We start from the raw sequence: 13,649 nt of genomic DNA, 5'->3' as shown, positions 1-13,649 counted from the left end.
CACCGCCCAGGTGACGGCACTGACCGCCACCCAGGTGGCCGCCCTGACCACCACGCAAGTGGCGGCCATGGAAACTGCCGATGTCGGCGTCTTGACTGCCACTCAACTGGTAGCCTTGACCACCGCCCAGGTCGCGGCTCTGACCACGGCACAAGTGGCTGCACTGAAACCGACCCAGATCAGCGCCCTGGAAACCGCCGATGTCGCGGCGTTGACCACCGCCCAGGTCGTGGCCCTGACCACCGCCCAGGTGGCGGCCCTGACCACCGCCCAAACGGCGGCATTGACCACCACGCAAGTGGCGGCCTTGGAAACGGCGGACATCGCCGCGCTGACAGTGACCGACACTGCAAGCCTGACCACTGCGCAGACTGCTGCCCTGACCACTGCCCAGGTAGTTGCCCTGACCACTGCCCAAGTGGCGGCGCTGAAGGTGACCCAGATCGCAGCCCTGACCACCACGCAAGTGGCGGCCATGGAAACCGCCGATGTCGGCGCGCTGACTTCTGCCCAACTGGTAGCGTTGACCACTGCCCAGGTGGCGGCGCTGACCACAGCGCAGATCGCGGCCTTGAAGCCGACCCAGATCAGCGCCCTGGAAACCGCCGATGTAGCAGCCCTGACCACCGCGCAGATTGTGGCGATCGAAACCACCGACATGGCGGCATTGACCACGGCACAAGTCGCGGCCCTCACCACGGCGCAAGCCGCAGTGCTGACCACGGCGCAACTGTCGCACCTGTCGATGACCCAGGTTGATTCGTTCACCACCGCGCAACTGCAGGCGATGACCGCCACCCAGATCGACGCGCTGGCCCTGTCCACACCGCTGGTCCTGGACCTCAACGGCGATGGCGTGCAGACCACCCACCTGAGCAACGGCGTCAAGTTCGACCTCAATGCCGACGGCCACAAGGAAGCGACCGGCTGGGCCACTGGCGGTGACGGCCTGCTGACGCTCGACCTCAATGGTGATGGCCAGGTCAACGATGGCTCCGAGCTGTTCGGTTCCTCGTTCCGCCTGCCGGACGGTTCGCTGGCCAAAGACGGTTTCGAGGCACTCGTCAGCCTGGACAGCAACCATGACGGCGCGGTCAACGGCGCTGACCAGCTGTTCGCGTCGCTGCAAGTCTGGGTCGATGCCAACAACGATGGCGTCAGTGGCAAGGGCGAGATGCACACCCTCAAGGAGCTGGGCATCACCCAGTTCAACCTGGATGTGGCCAAGACCGCCGAGCTCAACCACGGCAACCTGATCGGCCTCGACAGCAGCTACGAAACCAGCGATGGCCAGAGCCATACGATCGCCGACGTCTGGTTCCGCACCGACGCCAATGGCAATCAGTCCCTGGACCTGACCAAGCTGGATTCGCCGACAGTCGATGCCCACTCCCTGGGTGCCATCGATCTGGCGGCGGACGGCGGCAAGGCCAGCGTACTGACCGTCGATGCCGAGGCAGTTGCCAAGCTCGGCCAGGCTGGCCAGGTGGATGTGGCCAGCGGTGCCGCGGCACCGGTGCAGATGATCATCGACGGTGACCACAACGACACGGTCAACATCACTGGCGACAGTGGCGAGTGGCAGGCGGCAGGGACCACCACGGTCGATGGCGCCAGCTACAACGTGTTCAACGACGGTGACGTCCAGTTGTTGGTCGCAACCGACGTGCAGACTTGGATTCACTGAGTTTCAGTGGTAAACCTTGACTGACCCGATACCGGGCTCGAAAGAGCTCGGTATTTTTTTATTGGAAGAGATCTTCGCGCAAATGCTTAGACAGAATCTTGAGAGCCCGGACCTCGATGTCGTGCTGGCCGCAGCCCTGCAGCTGGCCGAGGGTATCGCGCTGGAACCGATGAAGTTGCTCGCAACCGCAGACCGGCTCAATGGCGCGCAGCGCGTCAAAGATGTCGCTGCGCTCTACCAGCGCTGGCTGCAGCACTGCCATTCGTCGGTCAATTACATTATCCAGTTCAACCTGGGGACCACGCTGTCGCAACTGGGGCAGATCGAGGCCGCAGAGGCAGCCTATCGCGCCGCCATTGCCCAGAACCCGGAGTTCGCCCAGGCGTGGTTCAACTTGGGGACGCTGCTGGAGCGTCAGCACAAACCGCAGGAGGCCCTGGCCATCTGGCAGTCGATGCTCGATGACCGCCTGGTCGACGCCACGCAAAGCCGCGAGCTGTACCTGATGACCTGCAACAACCTGGGCCGCCTGCTGGAGGAAACCCGCCAGTTGCAGAAATCCGAAGCCATCCTGCGCACCAGCCTGGAAGCCGACCCGCATCAACCCAAGGTGATTCAGCACTGGGTGCACTTGCGCCAGAAACAATGCGTCTGGCCGGTCTATGAGCCGCCGGCAGGCTTGACCCGTGGCGACCTGTTCAAGGCGTCCTCGCCATTGGCACTGCTCGCCGGCAGCGATGACCCCGGCCTGCAACTGGCCGCCGCGGTGCACTTCGTCAAGGAGCGGGTCAATGTCCGGGTCCCCGCCCTGGCTCCGGCCCAGGGCTATGGCCACCAGAAGTTGCGCATCGGCTTCCTGTCTTCGGACTTCTGCCTGCATGCGGTGTCGTTGCTGACGGTGGAGCTGTTCGAACTGATCGATCGGCAGCGCTTTGAGGTGTACGGTTTTTGCTGGAGCCGCGAAGACGGCTCGGCCCTGCGCGAGCGGGTCAGGCAGGCAATGGATCACTTCGTGCGCATCGACGCCATGGATGATGCCGCTGCCGCGCAATGCATCCGCAACCATGAGATCGACATCCTCATCGACCTGCATGGGCTGACGTCCGGGGCCCGTCCGGACATTCCGGCTTACCGCCCGGCTGCGGTGCAGATGACCTACCTGGGCTTTCCCGGGTCGACCGGGCTGCCGGGCATCGATTATGTGATCGCCGATCGCTACCTGATCCCCGACAGCGAGAAGGCGTACTACAGCGAAACACCGCTGTACCTGGCGCAGATCTACCAGTGCAGCGACCGCCAGCGACCCGTTGCGGCGTTGCCGACCCGCGCCGAGTGCGGCTTGCCGCAAGAGCGTTTCGTGTTTTGCTCGTTCAACAACAACTACAAGTTCAACGAAGAAGTGTTCGACTGCTGGATGCGTATCCTGCAGCGCGCCCCCGACAGTGTGTTGTGGCTGCTGGCCGACAACCCCTGGGCCCAGGAAAACCTCTGCGCCAGGGCCCAGGCACATGGCGTGAACCCGGCACGCCTGCTGTTCGCCCCGCGGGTCGCACCGGCGCAATACCTGGCCCGCTACAGTGCCGCGGACCTATTCCTCGATGCGTATCCGTTCAACGCCGGGACCACGGCCAACGATGCCCTGTGGATGGGCCTGCCGGTACTGACCCGCTCGGGCCGCACTTTTGCCTCGCGCATGGCCGGCAGCCTGCTGACTGCGCTGGACCTGCCGGAGCTGATCACCACCACGCTGGCCGAGTACGAAGAGCGTGCCGTCGAACTGGCGACCCAGGCGGATCTGTTGCCCGGCTTGCGTGAGCGTCTGCACCAGGGTCGCGAGCACTCGGCGCTGTTCGACACACCACGCTTCGTCAGGGATTTCGAGGACGCGATCAGCAGTGTGGCGCCTGGCCGGGTGTAGGAGCGAGCTCGCTCCTACAGTTGATCAGAACAACCCCTGGACCTTTTCCAGCTCGTTGCGGGTCATCTGGCCGGTGTGGGTGTGCAGGTTGACATAGCTTTGCAGCATCGCCAGCTTGGTATCGAGCAGGTCACGCTTGGAGGAGAACAGGCGCTGTTGGGCATCGAGGATGTCGACCGTCGAGCGCACGCCGGCCTCATAGCCTTTTTCCGCGGATTTCAGGGCGGTCTGGCTGGAGCGCACGGCGGTCACCAGGGCCTTGATCTTCTCGAAGCCCGCCACCACCCCCAGGTAGTTGAGCTCGAGGTCCTCGTTCATTTGCTGGAGCTGGACCTCATAGCCGGACCGGGCACTCTCCAGGGCAGCACGGGCCTTTTCGGAAGAAGCGCTGACCCCGCCGCCCTGGTACAGCGGGATATCGATGACGACGCCCAGGTAATATGTCGACTGGCGCTGGGACGTTTCATTGAGGTCGCTCTGGCCGACCCGTGCCAGCCGGCCGCTCAGCGCCACGGTCGGGTAGTGCCCGGCCTTCTGCAGCTTGAGGTTGGCTTCAGCCACTTTGATCGAAGCACGGCTGATGCCCAGTGCAGACGCGGTCTGGTCGGCCTTGATCAGCCAGTAGTCGAGGTCCTGCTCGGGGGCAAGCAAGGCGGCGGCCGGTGCCTGCTCCTGCATCTGCGGGATCTCGCTGACGGCAATCCCGGCGCGGCCCGCCAGCTTGCGCAGGGCCGCGCGATGCTGAGCCTGCAACTGAATTTCCAGGGCGCGGATCGAATCGAGCCGGGCTTGCGCCTCTTCAAGGTCGGTGATGCTGCCTTCACCGGCTTCGAACAGGCGCCGGGCTTGCTTGGCCAGTTCTTCGACCGAGGCCTTCTGCTGGGTCGTCAGCTTGAGTTCGTTTTCCACCTGGGCGAGATCGAAATAGGCCTGCACCACACGATCGAACAGCTCCTGGTCGGCGCCTTCGTGCTGGACTCCGCCCAGCTGCCCACGCGCCTTGGCCTGTTCGTAGGAGGCCCAGCGGCCTTTGTCGAACAGCGGCTGGATAACCGACAGGGCAATGCTGTCGGAAGCGTACTGATCGCTCTGGCTATTGGCCGAGGACTGGTGTTCGAACTGGCCGCCATGGCCGTAGCGTGAGTTGATGGCGACTTGCGGCAGCAAACCGCTGCGGCCGATAGCTTCTTCCTGGCGCGATGCCTCCCAGTCATGGTTGGCAACCTGGTAGGTCGCATCGTTGAGTCGCGAGGCGTCGTAGAGGGCGACCAGTGACAACGGCGCTTCAGCCGCCAGCAGCCGGCACGAGCAGAACACGCAGAGTAGTAAGGCGATACGTACGGACACAGTCATTCTTCCTTGAAAGCGCCGGCCATACGCTCGGTCACCGGCTGCATCAAGTAGTTGGCAAGGGTGCGTTCGCCGGTCTTGACCAGTACTTCGGCCTGCATGCCTGGCTTGACATCCAGGCCCAGCTCGCGCAGATCGATGATCGCCTCGGGGCTAACCGAGACCTCCACCGAGAAGTAGGGCGAACCGCTGTGTTCGTCGATCAACTGGTCGGCCGACACCGTGAGCACCTTGCCGACGATCACCGGGGTGTGGACCCGTTGCAGCGAACCGAAACGCAGATCGACCGGCAGCTCCGGCTTGAGCCGGTCGGCCATCATCGGCGGGAATTGCGCCTTGACCACCCAGCTGGAGCCTTGCGGGACAATGTCCATCAGGCGCTGGCCCGCGGGTGCGACGCCGCCGACGGTGTGCACGGTCATGCCCATCACCTGGCCGGCGACGGGCGCGACGATTGCGGCGCTGTTGACTTCGAATTCCAATGACTTGATCTGGTCGATCAGGCTCGATGTCTGCGCCACGACCTGGGTCAATTGCGACTCGGCGTCGCTGCGAAAGACCTGCCCCTGTTGCAGCGCCTTGAGCTCGCTTTCATTGATCGCCTGGCGCGTGCGGCCGATATCGGAAATGCTCGAAGCCAATTGGGCGCCCAACTGCGCCGCACTGCTTTCCGCTTCGAACAGCCGGTTGCGTGGCAGATAACCTTCACGGGCCAGTTCCCGCAGCCCCTTGAGCGCCTGCTGCTGGAATTGCAGCTGTACGGCGTGGTTGCGCTTGATCTCTTCGAAGCCCTGGAGCTGTTCTTTGAGCGAGGCTATTTCGTGTCGGCTGATTTGCATGCGGCTGGCCAGTTCGGCACGGCGGGTGGCGAACAGATAGCCTTGCAGTTCCATCGCCGCGACGGCGCGCGGGTCGCTGGCGCGGGCCAGCAATGCCGCGGACCATTGCACAGTGTCGCGGTTCAGGCGTTCGGCCATCAGCCGGTCCTCGACGGCGCGGGCGCCGAGCCACTGGCCCAGGGCGACATCCAGTTGCGACTTGGCCTGGACGGTGTTGAGTTGCATCACCACCTGCCCCTGCTGCACCCGGTCGCCTTCACGTACCAGGATGTTGTCGATCGTGCCGCCAGTGCGCGACTGCACGGTCTTGCGCTCGCCGGAAACCACCACTGTGCCGCTACCGACCACGCCGCGGTCAAGCGGCGCCAGGCAGGCCCAGAGCAGAAATCCGCCGAGGCCCAGGAGCAAAAACCACACACCGATCCTGGCAATGCCCGCGGCATCCGCATCGGGCTTGTTCTCGGGGGTCGAAATGTCGCTCGAACTGGCTTGCATTGACGCCTCAGGCTTCTTGATTGCGGGGTTCGACAGCTTTTGCCGGAGCCGCTGGCACCAGGGTCTTGAGCACCTGGTCACGCGGGCCGAACAGGGTTTGTACGCCGTCCTTGAGGAACAACAGCTTGTCGACCGCGCCGAGAATGCTCGGCCTGTGGGTGACCAGCACCACGGTGCAGCCTTCGGCCTTGAGCTTGCGCACGGCCTGCACCAGCGCCGCTTCACCGGCATCGTCGAGGTTGGAGTTGGGCTCGTCGAGCACCACCAGCGCCGGCTGGCCATACAACGCGCGGGCCAGGCCGATGCGCTGCTTCTGGCCGCCGGACAACCCCAGCCCGCCAGTCCCGAGCAAGGTGTCATAACCTTTGGGGAAGTGCAGGATCATCTCGTGGATACCGGCCAGTTGCGCCGCAGCGATGACCTTGCCTGCGTCCACTTCGCCGAAGCGCGCGATGTTTTCGGCGATGCTGCCATCGAACAGCTCGATGTCCTGGGGCAGGTAACCCAGGTGCGGGCCGAGGTCTGCGCGCGACCACTGGCCGACCTCGGCGCTGTCCAGGCGTACCGAGCCCTGTCTGGCGGTCCAGATGCCGACCATGGCGCGCGCCAGGGAAGACTTGCCCGACGCGCTCGGACCGATAATCGCCAATACTTCGCCCTTGGCCAGGCTGATAGTCACGCCGTTGACCGCGGGCTTGTGCATGCCCGGCGGGATGATCACCAGGCGGTCGATGCTAAGGGCCCCGGTCGGCGCCGGCAGGGGCATGCCCGGCGCGACTTTGGGGAACTCGCCGAGCAGACGGTTCAAGCGTTCGTAGCTGCTTTTGGCGTTACCCATTTGCTTCCACGAACCGATCAGCGCTTCGGCCGGCGCCATGGCCCGTCCCAGCAATACCGACACGGCGATCATCACCCCGGCGGAAATCTGGTTCTCGATCACCAGGATGGCACCCAGGCCAAGGGCCAGCGATTGCCAGGTCATGCGCACAAAGCGCGACAGCGCAGCGATCCGCGAGCTGCGGTCACTGGCCTCCCCCTGCTCGGTAATGACCCGCTGCTGCACGTTGAACCAGCGCTGGCGCAAGGGCGCGAGCATGCCCATCGCCTGAATCACCTCGGCGTTCTGCAAGGTACTGTTCACATAGCTGGAAGACGCCACGGACAAACGGTTGGCTTCGCTCATGCTTTTGCGGGTGGTCAGCTCATTCCAGACGCCCAGCCCGGCAAGGATCAGCGAGCCGATGACAGTGAACACCCCAAGCCAGGGATGGAACAGGAACGTCGCGATGACATAGATCGGCAGCCATGGCGCATCGAAGATGGCAATCAATGCCGGACCGGTGACGAACTGCCGGATGCTGTTCAAATCGCTCAGCACCTGCGCCGGGTTGGAGCTGTGCTCCTTCAGGCTACGCTCGAACGCCGCATCGAATACCCGCTCGCCCAACTGAGTGTCCAGACCGGCGCTCATCTTGATCATCACCTGGCCGCGCACCCACTCCAGCACACAGCCAAGGGCAAAGAACCCGAGCAAGATCAGGCTCAGCATCAACAGCGTGGTTTCATTGCGACTGGTCAGGACGCGGTCGAAAACCTGCATCATGTAGATGGACGGGACCAGCATCAGCAGGTTGATCACACCGCTGAACAATGCCAACACGCCGAACAGCCGACGATAACGTAGCAGCGCTGCATCGATATCTCGCTGGGGATCTAGGAAAAATCGCATAAAGTCCGAAAGATGAAAAAAACATTGGGAAAGACAACGGTCATGTTGATGCCCGGGGTGCATTGCGCGGCGGCGATGCTAGCACTTTGCCCCTTGTTAATGAACAGCTTGAAGCCAGTTGGCGCCTCTACTCCATCGGCTTGAAGGAGGCGATCTTGAGTGGTTTTTCGATGGAGGGACAAATGGGGGGAATAGAAAGGCTTTAAGAAATGAAATCAAAAAACATAAATGCATTACCAAATAAAAGACCCGGCTTTTGGCCGGGTCTTTTATTTGCCAGTTTTTCTGGCTTTGGCTTCAGGCTAATGAAGTCTTTGGGTGCCGCAAATTTGATGGCGCGAATGATATCAAAAGAATTCCAGCTGGCAAGAGAAGCCCGGCATCATTGGTTCAAACCAGCGACAGATAGCACTTGAGAATCAGTCGCACAGTCTCTAAGCTGCGGCGGCGTCAAGGAGGACGCCCCCCACTCCTAGCCCTCTCTCGTGTTCTTCAATACACCGCTATATGTGAGTCCGTTCGTGGCTCTGTCCCGCCGCATAACACGCCGGTTTCAGGATCGCGCAAGATAATTTGCCCACGCCCGTAACTGGTGAGATCGCACGCCACCTGAACCTCGTGCCCGCGACGCGCCAGTGCCGCAGCCATATCCCGCGAAGCGTCCTGCTCAATACCCACCTTCATGTCCCCCAACCATTGCCAACGCGGTGCGTCCAGCGCGGCTTGAGGGTTGAGTCCGAAATCCACCAGATTCATGACCATCTGCACATGCCCTTGCGGTTGCATGTAGCCGCCCATGACACCAAAGGGGCCCATCGCTTCACCGTCTTTTGTCAGGAACCCTGGAATGATGGTGTGAAAGGTCTTTTTACCAGGCGCCAGGCAATTGGAATGGCCGGGATCAAGGCTGAACTCTTCACCGCGGTTTTGCAGGGCGATACCGCTGTCGGGCAACACCACGCCGGAGCCAAAGCCGTGATAGTTGCTCTGGATGAACGAAACCATGTTGCCCTCCGCATCGGCGGTGGCCAGATAGACCGTACCACTGGCGTGAGGCTCACCCGGCACGGGCGCCACGGCCTGCTCACCAATCCGAGCCCGGCGATGAGCGCAATAGTGGTCGCTGAGCAGATCGTCCACCGCCACCCGCATGTGCTCCGGATCGGTGATGTAGTGCAAACCATCGCTGTAGGCGAGTTTCATGGCCTCAAGTTGACGATGCCAGGTCTGCTGGCTGTCGCGATGATCGAAGTCAAAACCCTCGAGAATCTTCAACGCCATCAACGCCACGAGTCCCTGACCGCTCGGAGGTATCTCCCAGACGTCGACACCACGATAGTTGACCTTGATCGGCTCAACCCACTGGGCGCGGTAGTCCTGCAAATCACTGGCGCGCAGATAGCCGCCGGTGGCCCGCGAATGCGCATCCAGCCTCTGCGCCAGCGCGCCACGATAAATACTTTCACACTCGGTGGCAGCCAATTCGCTCAAGGTCCGTGCCTGGGCCGGGTTACGGAACAGCTCGCCAGCGCGGGGGGCACGGCCTTCGATCAGGAAGGTCTCGAACCAGCTCTCAAGCACGTCGCTACGGTCCGCAGTGAAATCCTCCAGCGCAGATTGCCATTGCAAGGCGACCACCGGCGAAACGGGAAATCCGTCCCGCGCCAGACTGATGGCCGGCTGCAGCAAGTCCGCAAAGGGCAGACGACCGAAACGCCGGGACAATTGCGCCCAGGCCGACGGGCAGCCAGGAACAGTGACAGGCGTCCAGCCATGCAGCGGCATTTTTTCATGACCGGCCGCTTTCACTGCCTCAATGCTCAGGGCTTGCGGGGCGGCGCCGTTGGCAGCCAGGCCATGCAGTTTGTCCTGGGTCCAGACCAAGGCAAAAGCGTCACCGCCAATACCACAACCGGTGGGCTCGACCACCGTCAATGCTGCTGCCGTGGCGATGGCCGCATCGATGGCATTGCCACCGCGACGCATCACTTCAATCCCGGCTTCGGCGGCCAGTGGCTGAGAGGCGGCGACCATGCCGCGCTTGGCGAAAACGCTTTGACGTTGTGAGGTGTAGGGATACTCATGGGCAGAAAACTTGAACATGGCAGGACTCACACAAAAGTAATGTTCATAAAAACCTGTAGGAGCGAGCCTGCTCGCGATGGACTCAAGAGCACTGCGTTTTTCCAGGTAGCCCGCTTCATCGTTAACGTCCATCGCGAGCAGGCTCGCTCCTACAACACACGGCTGAGGAACGCCCGGGTACGGGCATGGCGGGGTTGGCTGAAGATCTGCTCGGGCGGGCCCTGCTCGATCAGTTCGCCTTGATCGAGGACCACCACCCGATCGGCCACTTCGCGGGCAAAGCCCATTTCGTGGGTGACCACGACCATGGTCATGCCCTCCTCGGCTAGTTCCTTCATGACTTGCAGCACTTCACCTACCGTCTCCGGGTCAAGGGCACTGGTGGGCTCGTCGAACAACATCGCCTGGGGTTTCATGGCCAGTGCCCGGGCGATGGCCACCCGCTGCTGCTGCCCACCGGACAACATCGAAGGATAGTGATTCGCCTTCTCGGCCAGCCCGACCCGCTTGAGCAACGCCCGCGCCTGCTCCACCGCTGCCGCGCGCGGCACGCCGAGCACGTGGATGGGCGCCTCGATGATGTTTTCCAGGGCCGTCATGTGCGGGAACAGATTGAAGCGCTGAAACACCATGCCGATGTCCCGGCGCTGGCGCGCAATGTTGCGCTCCGAGTCCCGGGCCAGACTGCCGTCGGCACGGGTGCGGTAACCCATGGGCCGACCGCTGACACGGATTTGCCCGGACTGAATGTCCTCAAGCAAATTGATGCAGCGAATAAAGGTGGTTTTGCCCGAACCGGAGGCGCCGATCAACACCACGACTTCACCCCGTTTCACTTGCAGCGAAATGCCCTTGAGAATTTCCAGGTCACCGAACGACTTGTGAATATCCAACGCTTCGATGACCAGCTCTTCACTCATGTGCGCCATCTCAACGCCCTCTCAACAGTTTCATGGTGTTGCGACCGAACATGCGGCTGGCGGCCGGAGCCGGACGATCGGATTGGCCGAAACGCGCCTCGAGCCAGCGCTGGAAAAAGCCCCAGAGCGTGGTCAATGCCAGGAAGTAAATGGCAACTACCAGATACAACTCGAACACCCGGAAGGTCGCCGAGGTCACCATTTGCGTGCTGAGCAACAACTCCTGCACGCCGATCACGCTGACCAGCGTGGTGTTTTTCAACATCACGTTGAACTCGTTGCCCAGCGGCGGAACGATGACCCGGAAGGCCTGCGGCAGGACGATACGACGCATCAACCCGGGGAACGTCATGCCCAGGGACCGCCCGGCTTCGTACTGCCCCTTATCCACCGCGCCGATGCCGGCCCGAATGATCTCGGCCATGTACGCGCCTTCGTTGAGACCCAGGGCGATGATCGCCGCCTGAATGTTGCCTGGCACAATCAACCAGCCCAGGTCCAGGTCTTCGAAGCGGAAAATGCCGCCGGCCGCCAACGCCGTGTACAGAAACACAATCTGCACCAGCAGCGGCGTGCCGCGCATCAGCCACACATAAAAGCGCACCGGATACTGCAACAGCGGGTTACTCGACAGTTTCATCAACGCCGCGATCAACCCCAGCACACAGCCGAGCAACATCGCCGACACACTGATCAGGCACGTCAGCCACAACCCCGTCAGGTAGACATCACTGGGCTGTAACAGGTATTGCCAGAACACATCCCAATTGAAGTTCATCAGGTTCGTCCTCAGTCCAGTTTGTCGCTGCCGACATGCCATTTACTGAGGAGCGCTTCGTAACTTCCGTCAGCGCGCATGCCTTGCAAGACTTCGGTCAACGCGACGGTCAATTGCGGATCACTTTTGCGCACACCGAAACCGGTCAGGATGCGGTTGAAAGCAGGCACCGCCGATTGAAACAGGTCAGGGGCCAGTTGCTGGTAATGGCCGGCAGACTCGACCGTGGTGCCGAAAGCATCCACCTGGTTGATGCGCAAGGCCTGGAACGCATCGGCGTCGACGTTGTAGACCACCAGTTTCATCGGTGCCTTGCCGGCCGCTTCGAGTTTTTCGTTCTCTTTGCCCAGCAGCACGCGAATGGTCGAGCCATTACTGACCGCGACCTTGAGCCCCGACAAATCTTCCAGCGTGTTCACCGATTTCGGATTGCCTTTGGGCACCACGATGGACTGGCTGGAATACATGAAGTTGACGATGTCGATCACCTCACGGCGTTCGGGTTTGTCGAATAGTTGATCGACGATCATGTCGCACTGTTGCGCCAGCAGCGCCGGGATCAGCCCGGCGAACGGGGAGATCCGCCATTCGACTTTCTTGTCACCCAGGCGCTGGGCAATCGCCTCGCCCATATCCACCTGGAGCCCTACCGGTTTTTGCTTCAGGTCAAACGACACCAGCGGTGGCGAATCCATGCCGGAGCAATAGACGATCTTCTCGCTTTTGCTTAATCGTTCGGGAAGTTCAGGAGCCGCCAGCGCCCATTGCGAGCAGAGGCTCAAGGAAAGGACAGCAGCTAACGCGCAAGGCTTGTGCATGGCAATACTCCAGTCAGGTGAGGTAACGGGGTTACGCAAAATCACAACAACCGCAAATCGCTAGGCAGGACGGCTCTCTTTACTGATGAGCCTCAAGAAACTGAATCAGGCGCGGAATCGTTCCTTCGATGTGCTCGCACACCACCGCGGCCGCTTTATCCGGATCACCGGAACGCAACGCGGTCACGATCGAGGCGTGTTCGTCCCGGGCACTGCGGGGCTTGTCGGCGTGTTGCAGCCACAGGCGCATGTGCGGCTCGATCACCGAGTACAGCGCCGAAATTTGCCGCATCAGGCGCGGGCGCTCACTCAGGCTGCACAGGTATTCATGGAAGGCGCGATGACGACTGACCCACTCGGCACCGTCCTCGCGGTAGTCGTCCATTTCGTCGAGCAGACGCTCCAGATGGCTGAAATGGCGCTCGGTCATTTTGCTGACAGCCACCCGGATGGCGAGTCCCTCAAGGGCACTGCGCATCTCGAACACTTCACGCATTTCGTCGATGTTCAGGCCTCGTACGATGGCGCCGCGATTGGGCCGCAACGTCACCAGGCCGTCGGCATCCAGACGGCGGAACGCTTCGCGTACCGGCATGCGGCTCATGCCGATTTCACCGGCGATGTCTTCGGCGATCAGCCGTTCGCCGGTGCGGTAACGTCCTTTGCAAATGGCCTCCAGGAGAAAGTTGTAAGCCTCCTCCTCAGCAGTGACAGGCTGGCGCTCGGTATAGGCAGGGGCGAATTTCATCAGTGCACCTTTTGTATTTTTGTATCCAATTATCCATAAAGCCAATACAGCAGATTGCGTGCCAGATTCAGCGCACCAGTTGCAGGTAATTGATTGCATTGAGATATCAGCCATCACGATGGCTGAATACATCCGAAGAGGTCGAACGGGAACGAGTTGAAATGCCCCAACCTGTCACCTGAAAGCCTCAAAACGGTGCTGGTGGTAACACGGATGATCGCTACGCTTGGTTGGAGGACTTCGCGGCAAACCTTGAGTCGCAAAGTGAACAGGCACCTTGGG

At 61.6% G+C, this 13,649-nt stretch carries 10 protein-coding genes and 1 pseudogene; 3 read left to right on the top strand and 8 right to left on the bottom strand.

Annotated elements, in window-relative coordinates; all coding sequences use genetic code 11:
* Together PMI34_RS10855 and PMI34_RS10860 are read left to right on the top strand one after the other, a co-directional pair.
* Nucleotides 1-1,687 (top strand): annotated as a pseudogene (locus PMI34_RS10855) (hypothetical protein); the annotation flags it as partial.
* An 82-nt stretch (nucleotides 1,688-1,769) separates the two neighbouring features.
* Nucleotides 1,770-3,605 (top strand): O-linked N-acetylglucosamine transferase, SPINDLY family protein, encoded by a 1,836-nt coding sequence (locus PMI34_RS10860; protein WP_008051154.1) that lies wholly within the window; start codon nucleotides 1,770-1,772, stop codon nucleotides 3,603-3,605.
* Between the two features lie 24 nt (nucleotides 3,606-3,629).
* On the opposite strand, the gene PMI34_RS10865 is transcribed toward PMI34_RS10860, so the two are convergent.
* The 3 genes from PMI34_RS10865 to PMI34_RS10875 are packed head-to-tail and all read right to left on the bottom strand — an operon-like array spanning nucleotide 3,630 to nucleotide 8,018.
* On the bottom strand, nucleotides 3,630-4,958 hold the full coding sequence (locus PMI34_RS10865; RefSeq protein ID WP_008051152.1) for a TolC family outer membrane protein: 1,329 nt from the start codon (nucleotides 4,956-4,958) through the stop codon (nucleotides 3,630-3,632).
* Nucleotides 4,955-6,289, bottom strand: a complete 1,335-nt coding sequence (locus PMI34_RS10870; protein ID WP_008051150.1) for an HlyD family type I secretion periplasmic adaptor subunit — start codon at nucleotides 6,287-6,289, stop codon at nucleotides 4,955-4,957. Before PMI34_RS10870 ends, PMI34_RS10865 begins: the two co-directional genes overlap by 4 nt.
* A 7-nt stretch (nucleotides 6,290-6,296) precedes the next feature.
* A complete protein-coding gene (locus tag PMI34_RS10875; protein WP_008051148.1) occupies nucleotides 6,297-8,018 on the bottom strand; it encodes a type I secretion system permease/ATPase in 1,722 nt (573 codons plus the stop codon).
* A gap of 209 nt (nucleotides 8,019-8,227) precedes the next feature.
* On the opposite strand from PMI34_RS10875, the gene PMI34_RS28810 reads away from it, so the two are divergent.
* Nucleotides 8,228-8,434 (top strand): hypothetical protein, encoded by a 207-nt coding sequence (locus PMI34_RS28810; RefSeq protein ID WP_157222730.1) that lies wholly within the window; start codon nucleotides 8,228-8,230, stop codon nucleotides 8,432-8,434.
* Nucleotides 8,435-8,510: 76 nt separating this feature from the next.
* Here the strand turns inward: PMI34_RS28810 and PMI34_RS10880 are convergent, their stop codons facing one another.
* The 5 genes from PMI34_RS10880 to PMI34_RS10900 all read right to left on the bottom strand — a co-directional run bounded on the left by PMI34_RS10880 (nucleotide 8,511) and on the right by PMI34_RS10900 (nucleotide 13,367).
* The gene (locus PMI34_RS10880; RefSeq protein WP_032829736.1) at nucleotides 8,511-10,121 is read right to left on the bottom strand and encodes a gamma-glutamyltransferase family protein; all 1,611 of its coding nucleotides are present in this window, start codon (nucleotides 10,119-10,121) and stop codon (nucleotides 8,511-8,513) included.
* A 131-nt stretch (nucleotides 10,122-10,252) separates the two neighbouring features.
* The gene (locus tag PMI34_RS10885) at nucleotides 10,253-11,032 is read right to left on the bottom strand and encodes an amino acid ABC transporter ATP-binding protein (protein WP_008051145.1); all 780 of its coding nucleotides are present in this window, start codon (nucleotides 11,030-11,032) and stop codon (nucleotides 10,253-10,255) included.
* Nucleotide 11,033: 1 nt separating this feature from the next.
* Complete coding sequence (locus PMI34_RS10890) at nucleotides 11,034-11,801, bottom strand: amino acid ABC transporter permease (RefSeq protein ID WP_008051144.1); 768 nt, start codon at nucleotides 11,799-11,801, stop codon at nucleotides 11,034-11,036.
* 11 nt (nucleotides 11,802-11,812) lie between these two features.
* Nucleotides 11,813-12,619: an ABC transporter substrate-binding protein gene (locus PMI34_RS10895; RefSeq protein ID WP_008051142.1), complete on the bottom strand. Its 807-nt coding sequence runs from the start codon at nucleotides 12,617-12,619 to the stop codon at nucleotides 11,813-11,815.
* 79 nt (nucleotides 12,620-12,698) lie between these two features.
* The gene (locus PMI34_RS10900; protein ID WP_008051141.1) at nucleotides 12,699-13,367 is read right to left on the bottom strand and encodes a GntR family transcriptional regulator; all 669 of its coding nucleotides are present in this window, start codon (nucleotides 13,365-13,367) and stop codon (nucleotides 12,699-12,701) included.
* Nucleotides 13,368-13,649: the final 282 nt, after the last annotated feature.

It is taken from the genome of Pseudomonas sp. GM74, from assembly GCF_000282455.1.
In the GTDB taxonomy this organism is placed as follows: Bacteria; Pseudomonadota; Gammaproteobacteria; order Pseudomonadales; family Pseudomonadaceae; genus Aquipseudomonas.
This window is presented reverse-complemented; position numbering and strand designations above follow the sequence as displayed.